The sequence below is a fragment of the Alcaligenes faecalis genome (assembly GCF_005311025.1).
Taxonomy (GTDB): Bacteria; Pseudomonadota; Gammaproteobacteria; order Burkholderiales; family Burkholderiaceae_B; genus Alcaligenes; species Alcaligenes phenolicus.
The window spans coordinates 228356-247718 of the sequence record NZ_CP031747.1 but is presented as its reverse complement, the minus strand read 5'-3'; the positions used below and the strand labels follow the sequence as shown (position 1 = coordinate 247718).

General features: G+C 57.1%; 17 protein-coding genes. 2 read left to right on the top strand and 15 right to left on the bottom strand.

The window, feature by feature from the left end:
- Nucleotides 1-93: 93 nt before the first annotated feature.
- The 9 genes from hisC to ndk all read right to left on the bottom strand — a co-directional run bounded on the left by hisC (nucleotide 94) and on the right by ndk (nucleotide 9173).
- Nucleotides 94-1176 carry a histidinol-phosphate transaminase gene (hisC, locus tag D0C27_RS01155; RefSeq protein WP_009455874.1) on the bottom strand — a complete coding sequence of 361 codons (1083 nt, stop codon included), beginning with the start codon at nucleotides 1174-1176 and terminating at the stop codon, nucleotides 94-96.
- The gene (gene der, locus D0C27_RS01150; protein WP_009455876.1) at nucleotides 1176-2534 is read right to left on the bottom strand and encodes a ribosome biogenesis GTPase Der; all 1359 of its coding nucleotides are present in this window, start codon (nucleotides 2532-2534) and stop codon (nucleotides 1176-1178) included. Before der ends, hisC begins: the two co-directional genes overlap by 1 nt.
- Nucleotides 2531-3709: an outer membrane protein assembly factor BamB gene (bamB, locus tag D0C27_RS01145; RefSeq protein ID WP_035272276.1), complete on the bottom strand. Its 1179-nt coding sequence runs from the start codon at nucleotides 3707-3709 to the stop codon at nucleotides 2531-2533. The genes der and bamB overlap by 4 nt, the downstream gene beginning before the upstream one ends.
- A 3-nt stretch (nucleotides 3710-3712) precedes the next feature.
- Nucleotides 3713-4348: a YfgM family protein gene (locus tag D0C27_RS01140; RefSeq protein ID WP_009455880.1), complete on the bottom strand. Its 636-nt coding sequence runs from the start codon at nucleotides 4346-4348 to the stop codon at nucleotides 3713-3715.
- Nucleotides 4349-4350: 2 nt separating this feature from the next.
- Entirely contained in the window at nucleotides 4351-5634 is a 1284-nt protein-coding gene (gene hisS / locus D0C27_RS01135; protein WP_060185243.1) for a histidine--tRNA ligase, read from the bottom strand.
- Nucleotides 5635-5676: 42 nt separating this feature from the next.
- Nucleotides 5677-6963, bottom strand: coding sequence for a flavodoxin-dependent (E)-4-hydroxy-3-methylbut-2-enyl-diphosphate synthase (ispG, locus tag D0C27_RS01130; protein WP_137430229.1), 1287 nt, complete (start codon nucleotides 6961-6963; stop codon nucleotides 5677-5679).
- Nucleotides 6960-7454: a helix-turn-helix domain-containing protein gene (locus D0C27_RS01125; RefSeq protein WP_035272268.1), complete on the bottom strand. Its 495-nt coding sequence runs from the start codon at nucleotides 7452-7454 to the stop codon at nucleotides 6960-6962. Before D0C27_RS01125 ends, ispG begins: the two co-directional genes overlap by 4 nt.
- The gene (gene rlmN / locus D0C27_RS01120) at nucleotides 7451-8599 is read right to left on the bottom strand and encodes a 23S rRNA (adenine(2503)-C(2))-methyltransferase RlmN (RefSeq protein ID WP_009455884.1); all 1149 of its coding nucleotides are present in this window, start codon (nucleotides 8597-8599) and stop codon (nucleotides 7451-7453) included. The genes D0C27_RS01125 and rlmN overlap by 4 nt, the downstream gene beginning before the upstream one ends.
- A 148-nt stretch (nucleotides 8600-8747) precedes the next feature.
- Nucleotides 8748-9173, bottom strand: coding sequence for a nucleoside-diphosphate kinase (gene ndk / locus D0C27_RS01115; RefSeq protein WP_009455885.1), 426 nt, complete (start codon nucleotides 9171-9173; stop codon nucleotides 8748-8750).
- Nucleotides 9174-9426: 253 nt separating this feature from the next.
- Here ndk and D0C27_RS01110 point away from each other — a divergent pair, with 253 nt between their 5' ends.
- A complete protein-coding gene (locus D0C27_RS01110) occupies nucleotides 9427-12279 on the top strand; it encodes a valine--tRNA ligase (RefSeq protein ID WP_137430228.1) in 2853 nt (950 codons plus the stop codon).
- 226 nt (nucleotides 12280-12505) lie between these two features.
- On the opposite strand, the gene D0C27_RS01105 is transcribed toward D0C27_RS01110, so the two are convergent.
- Nucleotides 12506-13378 (bottom strand): LysR family transcriptional regulator, encoded by an 873-nt coding sequence (locus tag D0C27_RS01105; RefSeq protein WP_137430227.1) that lies wholly within the window; start codon nucleotides 13376-13378, stop codon nucleotides 12506-12508.
- A gap of 76 nt (nucleotides 13379-13454) precedes the next feature.
- On the opposite strand from D0C27_RS01105, the gene D0C27_RS01100 reads away from it, so the two are divergent.
- Complete coding sequence (locus D0C27_RS01100; protein ID WP_240688282.1) at nucleotides 13455-14423, top strand: DMT family transporter; 969 nt, start codon at nucleotides 13455-13457, stop codon at nucleotides 14421-14423.
- 72 nt (nucleotides 14424-14495) lie between these two features.
- Here the strand turns inward: D0C27_RS01100 and trmD are convergent, their stop codons facing one another.
- The 5 genes from trmD to alaS form a co-directional block, all read right to left on the bottom strand.
- Entirely contained in the window at nucleotides 14496-15254 is a 759-nt protein-coding gene (trmD, locus tag D0C27_RS01095) for a tRNA (guanosine(37)-N1)-methyltransferase TrmD (protein WP_060185247.1), read from the bottom strand.
- 88 nt (nucleotides 15255-15342) lie between these two features.
- On the bottom strand, nucleotides 15343-15942 hold the full coding sequence (gene rimM, locus D0C27_RS01090; protein WP_035272255.1) for a ribosome maturation factor RimM: 600 nt from the start codon (nucleotides 15940-15942) through the stop codon (nucleotides 15343-15345).
- A 33-nt stretch (nucleotides 15943-15975) separates the two neighbouring features.
- The gene (rpsP, locus tag D0C27_RS01085; protein WP_009455906.1) at nucleotides 15976-16236 is read right to left on the bottom strand and encodes a 30S ribosomal protein S16; all 261 of its coding nucleotides are present in this window, start codon (nucleotides 16234-16236) and stop codon (nucleotides 15976-15978) included.
- A 136-nt stretch (nucleotides 16237-16372) separates the two neighbouring features.
- Nucleotides 16373-16627, bottom strand: coding sequence for a sulfurtransferase TusA family protein (locus D0C27_RS01080; RefSeq protein WP_009455909.1), 255 nt, complete (start codon nucleotides 16625-16627; stop codon nucleotides 16373-16375).
- Nucleotides 16627-19254, bottom strand: coding sequence for an alanine--tRNA ligase (alaS, locus tag D0C27_RS01075; RefSeq protein ID WP_137430226.1), 2628 nt, complete (start codon nucleotides 19252-19254; stop codon nucleotides 16627-16629). The genes D0C27_RS01080 and alaS overlap by 1 nt, the downstream gene beginning before the upstream one ends.
- Nucleotides 19255-19363 lie beyond the last annotated feature (109 nt).

Sequence of the window (19363 nt, the reverse complement as noted above, 5' to 3'; positions counted from 1 at the left end):
TTTTCCAGAAATGGAAGCGAATCCCACTACTTTACCGGGTTTTCCCTGAATTCGCACGTTCCAAACTGGAGATTTTTATCTAATAGGTGTATATCAGGCGCCTTGCCCTAAAATCTGCCGCAAACTGTTGCACAGTCGGGCACATTGCTCGGGCGATCCTACCGTAATACGTAAATACTGCTCAATGCGTGGCTGACGGAAATGGCGAACCAAAATCCCCTGTTCACGCAAGGCCTGCTGAATACCAGCTGCCGAATGCTTAGGGTGAGTTGCCATCAAAAAGTTCGCTTTCGAAGGCAAAATCTCGAAACCCAGCTGCTCCAGATCAGCGCGCAACTGCTCGCGTGCATCAATCACAGCCTGGCATTGGCGGGCAAAATACTCCGTATCCTTCAAGGAAGCCACGGCACCCACCTGGGCAATCGTGTCCATGGGGTAGGAGTTGAAACTGTCTTTCACCCGCTCCAGAGCCTGGATGATATCGGCGCTGGCCAGGGCATAACCCACACGCAAGCCAGCCAGAGCGCGCGACTTGGACATGGTCTGGATGACCACCAGATTGTCGTATTTTTCCAGCAAACCAACCGAAGATGTACCGCCGAAATCGACGTACGCCTCGTCCACCACCACAGTGGTGTCCGGGTTGGCAGCCAGAATGGCTTCAATATCCGTCAAGGACAAAGGAATGCCAGTAGGCGCATTGGGGTTGGCAAAAATGATGCCGGCAGGTGGCAGACTGCGCTTGCGCACATAGTCCTGCACATTCAACGTGAAGTCCTCGCGCAGCGGCACGATATCAGCAGGCACACCGAAGTACGAACAGTAAGTGGTGTAGAAGCTGTAAGTGATATCGGGCAGCAGGACCGGGCGCACGCCACGCAGGAACAAGGCGCTGAACACATGGGCCAGCACTTCGTCCGAGCCATTGCCCAAAAAGACGTTGTTAGCTTTCACGCCGTGGTTGTGCGCCACGGCGTCACGCAATTCCTGCGCGCTGTAGGAGGGGTAAAGACGCAAATCATCGGTCGCCGCCTGGCGGATCGCTTCCAGCGCTTTGGGCGACGGACCGAAAGGATGTTCGTTTGTGTTCAGCTTCAAGAGGTTATCCAGCTTGACCTGCTCACCCGGTACATAGGGTGAAAGCCCCGCTACATGATCACTCCACAAACGGCTCATTACGCGTCCTTCAGATAAGGGTTTTTAGATGATTTGAATTCGATGCGCAAAGGCGTGCCTTCCAGCTTGAAGGCCTCGCGAAAACGCGTCTCCAGATAACGGCGGTAACTGTCCGAAATGGCATCCAGGGCGTTGCCGTGAATCACCACGATCGGCGGGTTCATGCCACCTTGGTGAGCATACCGCAACTTGGGACGGAAAATGCCCTTGCGCGGTGGCTGTTGCTGTTCCACCGCTTCTTGCATGACGCGAGTGAGCTTGGGCGTGGACAGCTTGGAGAAGGCAGCCGCATGCGCGGCATTGACCGACTTGAGCAAGGGATTGATCCCCTGCCCTTTCAGCGCCGACAAGGTGTGCATCTTGGCAAAGTTCAGGAAGCGCAATTTGCGATCGAACTCGCGCTTGATCCACTCGCGCTGGTACTCGTCCAGGCCATCCCACTTGTTGATGCCCACCACCAGTGCACGACCGGTTTCCACCACGAAGCCCGCAATGCTGGCGTCCTGGTCGGAAATTTCGGTGTGAGCGTCAATCATCAGCAAGACCACGTTACACGCTTCAATCGCCTGCAAGGTCTTGATAACGGAGAACTTTTCAACCGCTTCAAATACCTTGCCGCGCTTGCGCAAACCGGCCGTGTCGATCAGGGTGTATTCCACCCCGTTGCGCTCGAACTCGATCTCAATGGCATCACGCGTCGTACCGGGCTGGTCAAACGCAATCACGCGATCTTCACCCACCAGGGTATTGATCAAGGTGGATTTACCCACATTGGGGCGGCCCACAATCGCCAGCTTGATACGGTGCTGAAATTCATCGTCATCCTGGCCATCCTCTTCAGGCTCAGGATTGGGCACTTGCTCCAGTGCCAGGTTGATCAGCTCTTCCACGCCATCGCCGTGGGAAGCGGAGATCAGGTACGGCTGACCCAGGCCCAGTTCGTGGAATTCCACGCCACCGGCCTCGTAACGCATGCCTTCGGCCTTGTTGACGGCCAGCAGCACTTTCTGACCCAGCTTGCGCAGCAACTGCGCAATTTCCAGATCCAGTGCATTGACGCCCTCACGGGCATCGACCAGAAAGACGACCACGTCAGCTTCGGCAATCGCCTGCTGGGTCTGACGAGCCATCTCCAGCAACATGCCAGTTTTGGCCACAGGCTCGAAACCACCCGTATCGACCACGATATAGGGGCGGCTGCCAACCCGGCCTTCGCCATAATGACGGTCGCGGGTCAGGCCTGGGAAGTTCGCCACCAGCGCCGCGCGCGAGCGCGTCAGGCGGTTGAACAAAGTGGACTTGCCGACGTTGGCCCGACCGACCAAAGCCACTACGGGCTTAAAAGAAACGCTTTTCAATTGATTCCAACCAAGACCAAATTACCATTGCCGGTCTGAACCAGGACCCCACGCGGGGTTCCGATCAAAGGCGACACAATGGCACCACCGCCGACACTGACCCGACCCAACAAGGTGCCGTCCAGTCGCGATAGAAAGTGAACATAGCCTTCCATGTCACCGGCGGCGAGCGCCTGGGGCATGACGGCCAAAGGAGCCAGACCACGGTTACGCAAAGCATTCTGCGTCCAGATGGTTTGCCCGTCTGTCATGGCAAACGCTTCAATCTGGTCGCGGCTATTGGCGGCATACAACATATGGTTGTCCGCTGCGATACCGGTACCGGCCGAAAATTCCCTATCCCACACCAGTCGTCCACCTTGGGAGACGTCAAAGCAGGCAACACGACCTTGGTAGGTTGCACCGCACAGCAGGGGATCGACGACCTGGGGAGCACCCACGACGTCATTAATGCGCTCCAAATCCGTCGCGCCACGGGAGACAGAAATACTGCCTTCCCACACCAGATGACCTTGAGCCGCGTCAATGGCCATCAAACGGCCGTTGGGCATTCCTGCCAACAACAAACCATCAATAATGCGCATTTGCATGCTGGTTTTCAGCGACAAGGCGGGGCCAGGACGCTGCAGACTCCAGCGCAGATCGCCTGTGCTGGCATCAAATGCCTGCAAGCGGTAGTCGCTGGTACGCACCACAACCACACCGGCACCCACAGCAGGCGGCACATTCACAGCGCTGCTGCTACGACTGCGCCACAACTCCTTGCCCGAGTCGTCAAACGCAATGACGTTGCCGTCCACCGAAGCGACCGCGGTCACCACACCGTCCGAACCTGCACCGGCGGTCAACTTCTTGCCGGCATTGGCCGACCACTGCACGCGACCCGTATCCAGATCCACCTTGCTGACCTGACCCGAGACCGTCGCGGCGTAGACCGAGGAGCCACTGACTTGCGGTGCAAAGCCGGAGTCTGCGCCGCTACCAATCGAGGTGCTCCAGCTGATCTTGGCGGCCACACCAGGGGTGTATTCCGTCAGGGGCGTAGGCTCGAAACGAGGATCCTTGCTGGAGAACATGGAGCAACCGGCCAAAGCGGTCAGGCTCAGGGCCAGAGCGCTCAAGCGCAGGACACGCATGGCAGAGGATGGCGATTTGCGAATAGTAGGAAGAGACATGAATTAAGCTCCTGCCAGGGCATCAAGTTTGATCTGTACCAACTGCGAAATAGGGTCTTGCTTGAGCAACTCCACGGCCTGCGTCCAGGCTTCGCGTGCTGCATCGTTCTGCCCTTGGGCGGCCAGAATATCGCCTTTGCGATCCGCAAACAGACCGGCAAAGCTGGCAGGAGGATTTGTCAGCTGAGCCAGGGCATCATCGTAATTCTTCTGTTCCAGCAAGATACCAGCCAGACGCAAACGCGCCAGCGGAGTCAGCGCCGGGTCGTGATTGGTTTTGACCATCCACTCCAATTGCTCACGAGCAGGCGTCAGATTGCCGCGTTGCTGCAAAGCCTGGGCAGCCAGCAAGACACCGCGGGAGGTATAGCCAGACTTGGGGAAATCGTTACGCAAGGTCGTGCTGGCAGCCAGCACGCGGGCATCGGCCTCTTCGCCGGTCTGGGCAGCCGCACTTTCCAGCGCCTCAAAGTAACCCATGGCCTGACCGGCCTGATGCCCCTGATACCACTGCCAACCGCGCCAGCCGGCTACTGCTGCCAAGGCAGCAAAAGCCAGCACGATGCACAAGGTGCCCCAGCGGTCCCACCATGCTCGCATGGCATCTAGTTTTTCCTGTTCTTCAAGATCGTAGGCCATGCTCAAATCCTTGCTGACAAAACACTGGCGAGTTCAGAAAATTCAACAGACTGTTGCTGCTCGGCGCCATCCGCAGCACGCAACCATTTCACACTGGCCTGTTCTTTTTGGAGTTCGTCGTCACCCAAAATAACGGCGGCCTGCGCACCACTGGCATCAGCCCGTTTGAACTGGGACTTGAAGCCGCTGGAGCCTGCATGGACTATCACCTGCAAACCGGCATCACGCAATTGCTCGGCCAACAGCGAGGCCTTGCGCTGGGCTGCCTCACCCTGGTGAACCATATACACCTGACATTCGGGAATGGCTGGCTGCTCGCCATCTTGCGAGCACAGGTCCAGCAAGCGCTCCACACCAATAGCAAAACCCACGGCGGGCGAAGGCTTGCCACCCATCAATTCGATCAGGCCGTCGTAACGGCCACCGCCGCACACCGTCCCTTGAGCACCCAGGCGATCCGTTACCCACTCGAACACGGTCAGATTGTAATAATCCAGACCACGCACCAAGCGCGGGTTCAATGTGTAGGCAATACCGGCATCATCCAGACGATCGCAGACCCCCTGGAAGTGAGCACGAGACTCTTCACCCAGAAAGTCGAACAAACGTGGGGCCGCATTGGCCATTTCCTGCATGGCCGGATTTTTGGTGTCCAGCACGCGCAAGGGGTTGGTATACATGCGACGCTGGGCTTCTTCGTCCAGCACATCCTTGTGCGCTTCCAGGTGCTCGATCAAGGCCGCACGGTGGGCGGCACGCTCTTCAGCCTGACCCAGGGAGTTCAGTTCCAGACGGATGTCCGTCAGACCCAGCTTCTTCCACAAACGAGCCAGCATGACGATCAGCTCGGCATCAACGTCTGGCCCTGGCAGACCCAACGCTTCCACGTCGATCTGGTGGAACTGACGGTAGCGGCCACGCTGCGGGCGCTCGTGACGGAACACCGGTCCCATCGCATAAACGCGATGAGGGCGATCGTACAAGAGATTATGTTCGATAGTGGCGCGCACCATGCCCGCCGTAAATTCGGGACGCATGGTGAGCTTGTCGCCGTTGAGCGAATCGGTAAAGGAATACATTTCCTTTTCGACAATGTCGGTGACTTCGCCAATACCACGAGCAAACAGCTGGGTATGTTCCAGCACGGGGGTACGCATATTGCGATAGCCATAGCTGGCCAACCATTCCCGCACCAGGGCCTCCAGGGCTTCCCACTGTGCGCTTTCACCCGGTAAGGTGTCTTTCATGCCCGTCAGGGCGCGGAGCTTTTGAAACTGCTGCGTCATAATTCTAATGGTTTGCTCGCCATAGACTGACAAGCGTGTTGATCAAACCGTTGATGTTTTGCCGTAGCGGCGCTCAACGTAATTCTGGACAATGGTCTGAAATTCCTGAGCGATAGTATCACCCTTCAGGGTCACCACCCGCTCGCCATCCACATAGACGGGTGCCGAAGGGACTTCCCCGGTTCCCGGCAAGCTGATGCCGATATCGGCGTGGCGGCTTTCCCCCGGACCATTGACCACACAGCCCATCACCGCGACGTTCATGGTTTCCACGCCGGGATACAGATCCTTCCAGACGGGCATCTGGTCACGCAAATAGCTTTGAATATCGTTGGCCAGCTCCTGGAACACCGTACTGCTGGTGCGACCACAACCCGGACACGCCACCACCATAGGGGTGAAAGCACGCAAACCCATGGTCTGCAAGATTTCCTGAGCCACCACCACTTCACGAGCACGATCGCCACCGGGTTCAGGAGTCAGGGAAATACGAATGGTGTCACCAATGCCTTGCTGCAACAAGACAGCCAAGGCGGCGGTGGAAGCCACAATCCCCTTGCTGCCCATCCCCGCTTCGGTCAGACCCAGGTGCAAGGCGTAGTCACAACGAGCCGACAAATCCTGGTAGACCGTGATCAGGTCCTGCACATGGCTGACCTTGCAGGACAGAACAATACGGTTGCCCGACAGCCCCAGTTCCTCGGCACGCTGGGCGTTGCTGGTGGCAGAGATAACCAGAGCATCGCGCATCACCGCCTGAGCCGTCCAGGGATGAGCACGCTCGTTATTTTCATCCATCATGCGGGCCATCAGCTCGTGATCCAGGCTGCCCCAGTTCACGCCAATTCGCACGGCCTTGTCGTAACGGCAGGCGATTTCGATCATCTTGGCGAAATTATCGTCCCGGCGCTTGCCACCGCCCATATTGCCCGGATTGATCCGGTACTTGGACAGGGCCTGAGCACACTCTGGGTAATCTGCCAGCAATTTATGGCCGTTGTAATGGAAGTCCCCCACCAAAGGGACATTTACGCCCATGCGGTCCAGTTGCTCGCGAATGGCAGGCACTTCACGGGCCGCTTCGGGGGTATTGACCGTAATACGCACCATTTCAGAACCGGCACGCGCCAGTTCCTTGACCTGGATAGCCGTTGCAATGGCATCGACCGTATCCGTATTGGTCATGGACTGCACCACGACCGGCGCCGAGCCCCCCAGTTTCACAACATGATCACCCCAGCGCACATCAACCGTACGCGTCACCCGCTTGGGTTGAGCGCCTACCGGCAGAGGTTGGCAAGCAGAGGGAGTTTCGGGACCCTGCGTCATTTCTTCAAGTCCTTGAGCCAATCGAACACCAGCCACTCTTCGGGAACCCAGCCCCGATCAATGGCGTAAAAACCAGCGACCAACAGCAAAACAATAATGATAAGAATCCAGATCCAGCCAAACCCGCCGCGCGAGTCCGAATACAGGCTCAAGTCCGCACTGGACAAGCCCGCACCCGAATGATTGCGCGGCACGGGCTTGGGCGCAGCGGTATCGCTGACCTGAGCTTCCAGCATGACCAGCACAGCCGATACGTCGGCCTCCAGAAAGCGCGCGTAATTGCGTACCATGCCCCGCAACGGCTGCCCACCGGGCAACTGGTCCCACTCCTGGGCCTCCAGGGCCTCTAGCTGGCGAACCGAAAACTTCAGGCGAGTGGAGGCTTCGTTCAGCGTACAGGATCGCGCCAGACGCAGTTCACGCAATGTTGGGCCTACACCTGAGTCCGTTTCCGGAGCCGATTGGTTGGAGGGGACCAGAGTCTCGCTCATGCACGTTCCTGTTTGATTTGAATGACAGCACGATCAGGCAAACGTTGTTCGATACGGGTGCGATCACGAATATCGCCCGCCAACTGTCCACAAGCGGCAGCAATATCATCGCCGCGCGTCTTGCGCACTGTGGTTACCACCCCACCATCCATCAGCCGTTGGGCAAACTGTTTGACCCGTGCAGCTGAAGAGCGTTTCAGACCGGACTGCGGAAAAGGATTGAAAGGAATCAAATTAAATTTACAGCGCACAATGCGTGCGATGTCCAACAGTTCCTGCGCATGCTGGTCAGTATCGTTGATGCCGTCCAGCATGATGTATTCAAACGTGATGAAGTCACGCGGCGCGTGCTCCAGATAGCGATTACAGGCATCCAGAAGCTCGGCCAGCGGGTACTTCTTGTTCAGGGGCACCAGGCGATCCCGCAACGCATCATTGGGCGCGTGCAGCGATACGGCCAATGCGACCGGGCAATCTTTGGCCAGACGATCCATCATGGGCACCACCCCGGAGGTGGAGACCGTCACGCGGCGGCGCGACAGACCGTAGGCATTGTCATCGAGCATCAGGCGCAAGGCACCGAGCACCTGATCGTAATTGAGCAAGGGTTCGCCCATGCCCATCATGACCACATTGCTGATAACACGTGTGCTGGTCTGCTCGGCATCGCCAATACGGGCGGTTTCCGGCGCATTCAGCAAAGCACGGCGAGCAAACCACAACTGACCAATGATTTCAGAGGTCGTCAGGTTGCGGTTGAAGCCTTGATAGCCCGTGGAACAGAATGGACAGGCCACGGTGCAACCAGCCTGGCTGGAAATACACAGGGTGCCCCGGTCGTCCTCGGGAATGAAAACCGCTTCGACGGCGTTATTGCTGCCTACATCAAACAGCCATTTACGAGTGCCGTCGGTAGAAATATGTTCGTGCGACATGCTGGGCGCGGTGACAACGCAATTAGCGGTCAGCTGCTCGCGGAACTCGCGCGCCAGATCCGTCATCTGCCCAAAATCGTCTTGTTGACGCTGGTGTATCCAGCGCTGCAATTGGCGCGCGCGGAAAGGCTTGCCACCCCATTGGGCGACCAGTTCAACAAGTTGCTCCGGGCCCAGGCCCAGAAGGTTAGTAGGTTCGAGCGATGACATAAAAAAATAATACCTTCACGCGGTCTGGCTATTACTTTCTTGCAGGAGGGCAAAAAAGCCTCTTTTTGCGGATTTGCCCGGCACACCCATTCCGGTGTGCCGGGCAAGTCTTGCTCAGAGTGCCGCCAGTACTGCGCGGTTTAACGAATTAACGGCTGTAAACGTTGCACTCTGGGAAGAAGAAAGCGATTTCGACAGCAGCGGTTTCAGGAGCGTCGGAACCGTGAACAGCGTTAGCGTCGATGCTTTCAGCGAAGTCAGCACGGATGGTGCCGGCGTCAGCTTTCTTGGGGTCGGTAGCGCCCATCAGTTCGCGGTTCTTGGCAATGGCGCCTTCGCCTTCCAGAACTTGTACGAATACAGGACCGGAAACCATGAAGTCGACCAGATCCTTGAAGAAAGGACGCTCGGCGTGCACGCCGTAGAAGCGCTCGGCTTCGCCACGGGACAGGTGAACCAGGCGACCAGCGATCACTTTCAGGCCAGCGCCTTCAAAGCGGGAAATAATCTGACCGATCACGTTTTTAGCAACAGCGTCGGGCTTGATAATGGACAGAGTGCGTTCAATAGCCATGTGAAAATCCAAATAAGAACAATATAGTGTAGTCTTTGCTGCGTAAAGCAAAATGCAGATCCGACGGTTCGCGCTAAATTTTTTAATGAAAACAAGCACTTTCATCAGATTTACGGCAACCCGGCATTTTACCACGCCAAAGACGCACGGCCACATCTTAAAATAGTGCATCTTAAATTCGTTTTTTACCCAGGATTAGTCCCGCCCTATCTGGCACTGAACGTGCAATAAGGGGCAGGCAGACCGCATCACCATGACCAACTCATCCGCTACGACCTCCGACGAGCAATTATCCAAGAGCTTTGAACCCCAGGAAATCGAAACGCGCTGGTACGCGCGCTGGGAGCAAGCCGACCTTTTCAAGGGTGGCCAACATGTCCAGCCCTTGGGTGATCATCAGTCCGAACCCTTTGTGATCCAGTCCCCACCACCAAACGTCACCGGGACTTTGCACATGGGCCACGCCTTTAATCAGACCATCATGGATGGCCTGACGCGCTACCACCGCATGAAAGGCGACGATACGGTCTATATTCCCGGTACCGACCACGCCGGGATTGCGACCCAGATCATCGTGGAACGCCAGCTTGATGCCCAGAACATCAGCCGCCACGACCTGGGCCGCGAGAAATTCCTGGAAAAAGTCTGGGAGTGGAAAGAGAAGTCGGGCAATACCATTACCGGCCAGTTCCGCCGCCTGGGCGCGTCCTGTGACTGGAGCCGCGAATACTTCACCATGGACGACAACCTGTCCCGTGGCGTGCTGGAAACTTTTGTCCGTCTGTACGAGCAAGGCCTGATTTACCGCGGCAAGCGCCTGGTGAACTGGGACCCCGTGCTGGGCACCGCCGTGTCTGATCTGGAAGTGGTCAGCGAGGAAGAAGACGGCCATCTGTGGGAAATCAGCTATCCGCTGACCACACCTCAAGGCGGTCTGACCCACCTGACGGTGGCCACCACCCGTCCGGAAACCATGCTGGGCGACGTTGCCCTGATGGTGCATCCTGAAGACGAGCGCTATATCGGCCTGATCGGTCAAACCGTTACCCTGCCCCTGGTTGGCCGCTCCATCCCGATCATTGCAGACGACTACGTAGACCCGGCCTTTGGTACCGGCGTGGTGAAGGTTACTCCTGCCCACGACTTCAATGACTACGCCGTTGGCCAGCGCCACGGCCTGGAAATGATCAGCATCCTGACGCTGGATGCCCATATTGCCGACACCGCCCCGGAAGCCTACCAAGGCCTGGAGCGCTTTGCTGCACGCAAGCAAATCGTGACCGACCTGGAAGCCCAGGGCCTGCTCAAGGCCGTCAAACCACACAAGCTGATGGTGCCACGCGGCGACCGTACCAATACGGTTATCGAACCCATGCTGACCGACCAGTGGTTTGTCGCCATGAGCAAGCCTGCGCCAGAAGACTCCCTGCACCCTGGCAAGAGCATCACCCAGGTTGCCCTGGATGTGGTGGCCGATGGCCGTGTGCGCTTCTACCCCGACAACTGGTCCAACACCTACAACCAGTGGCTGAACAATATTCAGGACTGGTGTATTTCCCGTCAGCTGTGGTGGGGTCACCAAATTCCCGCCTGGTACGCCGAAGACGGCAGCCTGTTTGTCGCCCGCTCCGAAGAAGACGCTCTGGAACAAGCCCGTGCCGCTGGCGTGACCGGCCCGCTGCGCCGCGACGAGGACGTACTGGACACCTGGTTCTCCTCTGCCCTGGTGCCCTTCACCGATCTGGGCTGGCCTGAAGAAACCCCGGATCTGGCTCGTTACCTGCCCTCCAGCGTGCTGGTAACTGGCTTCGACATTATTTTCTTCTGGGTGGCCCGCATGGTCATGATGAGCATGCACCTGACCGGCCGCGTTCCGTTCAACACCGTCTATGTTCACGGACTGGTGTGCGATATGGAAGGCAAGAAGATGAGCAAATCCAAGGGCAACACGATTGACCCGGTGGATTTGATCGACGGCATCGACCTGGAAAGCCTGATACACAAGCGCACGTTTGGCCTGATGAATCCCAAGCAGGCTCAAAGCATTAGCAAGCGCACCAAGAAGGACTATCCCGATGGCATCCCCGCCTTCGGTACGGACGCGCTGCGCTTTACCATGGCCGCTTACGCCACCCTGGGTCGCAACATCAACTTCGACATGAAGCGCTGTGAAGGCTATCGCAACTTCTGCAACAAGCTGTGGAACGCCACCCGCTTTGTGCTGATGAACACCGAAGGCCATGAACTGCACACCGACGCTGCTGCCGAACTGAGCTTTGCAGACCGCTGGATCATCAGCCTGCTGCAAGGCCTGGAACAGGATGCCGAGCGCGGTTTTGCCGACTATCGTTTCGACAACGTCGCCAACGCCATCTACCACTTTGTCTGGGACGAGTACTGCGACTGGTATCTGGAACTGGCCAAGACCCAGATCCAGAACGGCACGCCCGAGCAGCAGCTGGGCACCCGCCGCACCCTGATCCGTGTACTGGAAGTGGTGTTGCGCGTGGCACACCCCATCATCCCGTTCATTACGGAAGAGCTGTGGCAGAAAGTCTCGGTGGTAGCTGGCAAACGTGCTGCCAATGAAACCACCAGTATTTCGGTCCAGCCCTACCCTATCGCCAATCCGGCCGCCATTGATGAACAGGCCATGGCACAGGTTGCAGAACTGAAAGCCCAAGTGGACGCGATTCGCGCCTTGCGCGGGGAGATGAACCTCTCGCCCGCTCAGCGCGTGCCACTGGTTGCCCAAGGTGACGCTGCAATCCTGAGCGCCAACAGCCCCTATCTGGCCAGCTTGTGCAAACTGGAAAGCGTAGACATCGTGGATCAACTGCCCACCGACGCCGGCGCCCCAGTACAAGTGGTCGACACCACTCAGCTGATGCTGCACGTAGAGATTGACGTGGAAGCGGAGCGCATCCGCCTGTCCAAGGAAATCGAACGTCTGCAAGGCGAGATCAACAAGGCCGAAGCCAAACTGGGCAACGCCAGCTTTGTAGAACGTGCACCTGCCGCCGTAGTTGAACAGGAGCGCCTGCGCGTGGCTCAATTCGGTGAGACACTGGCCAAGGTGAAACAGCAGTTTGATCGTCTGGGCTAATCGCCTGAATCAGGTCTCGGTGACGAGAAAAGGCCCTGCACGAGTGCAGGGCCTTTTTGCATCTATGGTCCCTCAATCCAGCGACACTATTCCGATTACTCGTAACACACCCTCCCTGTTCATACGAAACAGAAGAACACAGGAGCATCACACCAGCGCAGACCGGTCGCACACAGAAGCTATCCCGCACTGACACAACAAAAAAAGCGAAGCCATCCTGAGCGCATCACCTCTTGTGATGTATTTTCCGGGCTATCCGCAAAAACGCCTGAGCAGCAGGAGAAAGCCGCTCGAAATTCAGAGCCGCCAGAGCAATTTCACGAGGCCTACACGGCTCCAGGCTGCGATAAATCACCCCTTCTGGCGGCTCCGGCAAGGCCAGCCTGCCCGCAATGGTCACAGCCACTCCTTGCGCGACAAAGCCCAACATGGAGGACAACTGCTCGAAACGGAACAAGGTCCTGGGGACCGCCCCTGCTGCCGCCAGAAACCGATCTACATGCGGGCCAGAGCCTGCCGCAGTCCGAATAAACGGCAAGTCATGGAAGTCACTGGCAGAAACACGGGCGCAAACGGCCAAATGATGCTCTGCCGGCAGCACGGCCACCAGCTCATCCTGGGCCAAGGGCAAGCAGTCAAAGCGATCATCTGGCAAGATCACAAAGCCCAGCTCCACACGCCGCTCCAGCAGCCACCGCGCCACTTCACTATCAATACCCTCGTCAATCTGCACCTCCACTTCGGGATGCGTCTGCCTGTAGCAAGCCAATAAATGCGGCAGCAAATGCAAGGACGAGGAAGCCCCAAAAGAAGCAATACGCAAGGTGCCACGGGCAATTCCCTGCTCGTAGCAGGCCTCCTGATGCAAAGCCTCCTTCTGCTGCAGGATATCGTTGGCACGTTGCAGCAACTTAGCCCCCACTTCTGTCAGCTCCACTGAGGTCGGACCACGAGAAAACAGGCAGACACCCAAATCGGCCTCCAGCTGCTTGAGCGCATGACTGACCGCACTTTGCGTCACCCCCAAGGCACTGGCTGCCCGAGAGAAGCTGCCTATCCTGGCCAGCACGGAAAAGATTTCTAGTTGAGTGAAGGTCATGAGCGTTTACTCATTCGACTATGAAGCAATAAAAGTAAATAGTACCCCTGCTGAAATCTTCTCCATAGTGGCTTTAATGAAATCCCCCAACTACTCCGTACACCTAAGTCTGATTGGCATGGCCGCTCTGTGGGGGGCCTCCTGGCCCTGGGGCCGAGTCGTGGCGCAAGCCATGCCGCCTTTGGCGGCAGCCAGTCTGCGCTTCCTGATTGCCAGCGTCGCACTGCTGCTTTGGATGAGCTGGAACGGCCGACTGAAAGCCCTATTCACACTTGACTCCCGAGAATGGCTAGGTCTGCTTAACGCCTCGGCTTTTGGGGTATTTGGCTATTCAATTTTCTTTCTTCTGGCCCTGAAACTGGTGCCAGCAGGCAAGGCCAGCATGGTCGTTGCTCTGAACCCGGTCCTGATCCTGATTCTGGCCTCTTTGTTGTTTCGCGAGCCAGTCAACAAAAAGATGAGCCTGGGGGTGATCCTGGCCGTATCAGGGGCTCTCTATGCCCTGAGTGCCGGCTCTATCAGCAGCCTCATGCTGGGTCAGAGCGGAATAGGCGAATGGCTATTACTGGGCTGTGCTCTGTGCTGGGTCAGCTACACCTTGATTGGCCGCACCGTACTGACCACTGTAGATTCTCTGACCGCCACTAGCATGACCACATTGATTGGCGCAGTGCTGCTGTCCATCAGCAGCTTGGGGGTGGAGGGTCTTTCGGCCTGGGGCAGCCTGATCCATGCGCCAAGCCAAGCCTGGTACAGCGTGTTGGCCTTGGGCCTGGGTTCAACGGCTCTGGCCTTCGCCTGGTATATGCACGGCGTGAAAAGCCTGGGCGCCACATCCGCAGGCGCCTATCTGGCCCTGGTACCGTTGTTTGGCGTTTTACTGTCCAGCCTGTGGCTTAAGGAGACCCTGAACCCATCCTTGATCGGCGGAGGTTTACTGGCGATTAGCGGGATGGCCCTGATGAGCTGGGGACGGCAGACACTGAATACCAAGGACAACACCCCTGCGGAAAATTCGCAACTGCAGCTTGGCCAGTACGACTAACAAAGTCACCCAGATACAAAACGGCCCGCATAAAAACGGACCGTTAAGGTTTGGCGAACGCTTTAAACAAAGCTATTCGCTCAAGGAAGCCAAAGATGCCAAAAAGCGCTCGTCTGCCTTGCTAAGTTCGCCACGCTGACGGGCCTGCTCAATCAACTCGGGCCGCCGCAAGGCTGTCAAACGCAGGGATTGCTCACGCCGCCATGCCTGGATACGACCATGATGACCAGACATCAACACGTCGGGCACCGCCTGATCGCGGTATACCTCGGGACGCGTGTAATGCGGGCTATCCAGCAAGCCGCTATTGTCGGCATGGAAAGAGTCCTGACGAGCCGAGTCAGCGTCATTCAACACGCCGGGCAAAAGCCGAATCACGCTATCAATAATCGCCAGCGAGGCAATTTCGCCGCCAGACAGCACAAAGTCCCCCAAAGACAGTTCCTGGGTGACGCGCGCATCAATAAAGCGTTGATCGATACCTTCATAGCGACCGCAAACCAGAACCGCACCGGGACCTTGAGCCAGTTCCTGAGCCACAGCCTGGTCAAAGCGTCGCCCTGTAGGGCTCAGCAAAATCACTTCCGGGCTATCACCACGATCAGCCAAAGCCTGATCCAGGGCGTCATTCAGAGGATCAGCCAGCATTACCATGCCTGGGCCACCGCCGTAAGGACGATCGTCTACAGTACGGTGCACATCGGTGGTGTAGTCGCGCGGGTTCCAGGTCCGCATCTGCCAGATACCCTGCTTGTGCGCACGGCCGGTGACACCAGCCTCGCTGACCACATCAAACATGTCCGGGAACAGGGTCAGGGCATCAAATCGCATGAGGACTCGGCAAGAGAAAAAAGCGGATACGCTTTACAAGACTCGACCAGTCAGGCCAGAGCCATGCAGGTGCGCAGGATTGAAACGATCAAATCGCCCAGTGGCTGTGCAGTTCGCGGGCGGACATATCCACCGTATGCACAATGGCTTGCACAAAGGGAACCAGCTCTTCCAGCGGCTTGCCCTGTTCGTCCTTTGCAGGCGTAAAGACGCCTTCAGCATCCCAGGAGCCACGATGCACAACCAAAATGGAGTGCGCGCCGTTATCCAGCACTTCCACCACCTCGCCCAGGCTTTCAGCCTGGCCGTCCTGCTCGCCAAAGAAGCGGCAGCCGATCAGATCGACCCAATAAAATTCGTCTTCGTCCGCTTTGGGGAAAGCGGCACGGGATACCCAAACGGTATGCCCCTTGAGAGCTTGAGCCAGCTCTCGATTATCCAGACCCTCAAACTGCGCCACGATGGTTGCACCATGCTGCTTTGCGGTTTGTATCTGTCTGGGTGACACAGACGCAAAAACGCCCGCCTGAGATTCAGGCCGGGGCGTTTTTAACCACCATGTCTTTGCATTCAGCAGCGCCTTGGTTTGCATGGAATGCGGCTGGATCTTGACCCAACCACGCACACCATAAGCGGAAACAATACGACCGAGCTCAACAAGGTCAGCAGGAATCGCAGATTGCTTCACACTAAACGCTACTAAAAAAACAGGTGAATCAACTTAGGCAGCCGAAGCAACCTTAGCCGAGTATTCTTTCAACAGGCGAGCCACAGCAGGCGAAACCTGAGCACCGTTGTCGGTGAAGTGCTTAACGCGGTCCATTTGCAGACGCAGGTTTTCATGACCTTCGCCAGCAACGGGGTTGTAGAAACCCAGACGTTCGATGAAGCGACCATCACGGCGTTGGCTCGCCTCGGCGGCTACTACGTTGTAAAAAGGACGCTTTTTGGAGCCACCACGGGCCAAGCGAATTACCACCATTGATAATCCCTTTATTGTGTAAGGTAAACAAAAAATTCTAGCACTATTCTGGCAAGCATGCCAAAAGTAACACGCTAAGATAGCAGATTCAGTGCTAGATACGCAACAGACAAAGCAGTATTCTACCGCCGTCGGCTCAACGACGGCGTAAAAAATGCAGAGTTTTTTCGGCTTGCTGGTCTTGAGCCAACAGTTCGTTGCCAGTTTGGCGACAAAAAGCCTGAAAATCTTGAATGGCGTGCTGATCGGTCGTGATGACCTGCAACACTTGCCCGGATTCCAGCTGTGCCAAGGCTTTCTTGGCACGCAAGATAGGCAAGGGGCATTTCAGCCCACTTGCATCAACCTGCAGATCGCTGTTGGGCAATGCGCCGGTCTCGGACATCGTCATTACGCACCCAATTTACTTTGAACCCAGGCCTGCACCGAAGCATTGGCCTGCGGCAGAACGCTGGCATCGGTACCGCCGCCCATGGCCATGTCAGGACGACCACCGCCCTTCCCGCCCATTTGCGAGGCCACAAAGCCCACCAGATCACCCGCCTTGACCTTGGAGGTCAGGTCAGGCGTCACGCCAGCCACCAGGCTGACTTTGCCGTCTGCCACGATAGACAGCAGGATCACGGCAGACTGCAGCTTGTTCTTCAACTGATCCGCCATTTCGCGCAAGGCTTTGGCCTCCACGCCTTGCAACGTGGCAACCAGCAAGCGGCTGCTGTCATTCAACGGGACAGCCTGAGCCAGCAGATCCTGGCCTGCCGAAGCAGCCAGCTTGGATTGCATTTGTTCGCGCTCGCGCTCCAGATCCTTGATCTGACCTTGCAAGGCGCTGATACGGGCAACCAGACCCTCTGGCTGCGTACGCAGACTGGCAGAAGCGTCGTTCAACAAGCGTTCCTGCGCTTGTACCCAATGCAGGCTGTTGGTGCCGGTGATGGCCTCGACACGGCGCACGCCAGCGGCTACACCGCCTTCCGAGACAATCTTGAACAGGCCAATATCGCCCGTACGTTGAACGTGAGTACCGCCGCACAGCTCGCGCGAGAAACCGATATCCAGTACGCGCACTTCATCGCCGTACTTTTCGCCAAACAAAGCCATGGCACCACCGTTAACAGCGTCATCAAAGGACATCAGTTGGGCTTGCACGGCCTGGTTAGCCAGAACCTGCTCATTCACAATGGCTTCGACCTGAGCGATTTGCTCGGCCGTCATGGCGGCATCGTGAGCAAAGTCAAAACGGGTCTTTTCGGCGTCCACCAGGGAACCACGTTGCTGCACGTGACCGCCCAGCACCTGACGCAAGGCCTTGTGCATCAAGTGCGTGGCCGAGTGATTACGGATCACGCGCTCACGGCGCTCGGTATCCACCTGGGCTTGAACAGTCTGGCCCACTGTCAGCGTGCCTGCGTTCAGCACCCCTTGGTGGCCGAAAACCTGATTGGAAATCTTTTGAGTATCTTGCACTTCAAAGGACAGGCCCTTGGCATCGCTCAAGATACCGGCATCCCCCACCTGACCACCGGATTCGGCGTAGAAAGGGGTGGCATCCAGAACCACCACCGCTTGCTGACCCTGAGCCACGGACTGCACCGAGGTGCCATCCACATACAAGGCGGTAACGGTGCCGCTGCCTTCCAGGGTGGTGTAGCCATCAAAACGGGTCTGCACACCGGAATAGCTCAAGCCTTCGGCTGTTTTGAACTTGCCCGAAGCGCGTGCCATCTGACGCTGGTTTTCCATGGCAACTTCAAAACCGTCCAGATCGACCTCAATGCCACGCTCGCGGCAGATGTCGGCGGTCAAGTCCACGGGGAAACCGTAGGTATCGTACAAGGTGAACAGCGTCTGGCCGTCCAGCTTGGCATTCTCCGGCAGGTTGGCCAAAGCGCCTTCCAGAATGCGCATGCCATTTTCCAGCGTTTCGCTGAAACGCTCTTCTTCCTGGCGCAGCACTTGTTCGATACGCTCGCGCTGGCTAATCAGCTCGGGGTAGGCTTCGCCCATGGTCAGGCCCAAGTCCTGTACCAAACGGTAAAAGAACAAGCCCTTCTGACCCAGTTTGTGACCGTGACGCAAGGCACGGCGAATAATACGGCGCAGCACATAGCCACGGCCTTCATTGCTGGGGATGACCCCGTCAATAATCAGAAAGCTGCAAGCACGGATGTGGTCAGCAATCACCTTGAGCGAGTTATTGCTCAAGTCGCTGGTCTTGGTTTCGCGTGCGGCGGCCTGAATCAGAGACTGGAACAGGTCGATCTCGTAATTGGAATGCACGTGCTGCAGCACAGCCGAAATACGCTCCAGGCCCATACCGGTGTCCACACAAGGCTTGGGCAGCGGCGTCATGGTGCCGTCGGCGGAACGCTCGAACTGCATGAACACCAGGTTCCATACTTCGATATAGCGGTCGCCGTCTTCTTCAGGCGATCCGGGAGGACCACCCCAAACGTCAGCGCCGTGATCGTAGAAGATTTCCGAACAAGGACCACAGGGGCCGGTATCGGCCATCTGCCAGAAGTTGTCCGAGTTGTAGCGTACGCCACCCTTATCGCCGATGCGGATGATGCGCTCTTTGGGCACACCAATTTCCGAAGCCCAGATATCGTAGGCCTCATCGTCTTCTTGATAGACGGTGACCCAGAGTTTCTCTGCAGGCAGCTTGTAAACCGTCGTCAGCAGCTCCCAGGCATAGCGAATGGCGTCTTGCTTGAAGTAGTCGCCAAAGCTGAAGTTGCCCAGCATTTCAAAAAAGGTGTGGTGGCGGGCGGTGTAGCCCACGTTTTCCAGGTCATTATGCTTGCCACCGGCACGAACACAGCGCTGAGAGCTGGTTGCACGGTTGTAGGGACGGGTTTCCTTGCCCGTGAACACATCTTTGAACTGCACCATCCCTGCGTTAGTGAACAGCAAGGTAGGGTCATTGCCTGGTACCAGCGAAGCCGAGGAGACGATGTGATGTCCCTTGGATTCAAAAAAAGAAAGAAACTTCTGACGAATTTCTGAGGTTTTCATTACATGCAACGCGATGGAAAATTTAACTGCCTATTATAAGACGATCAGCCTTGCAGCCCATGCGCGCGCTGCGCTGGCACAACACCTGCCGCCCCGGCAAAGCAGTGAG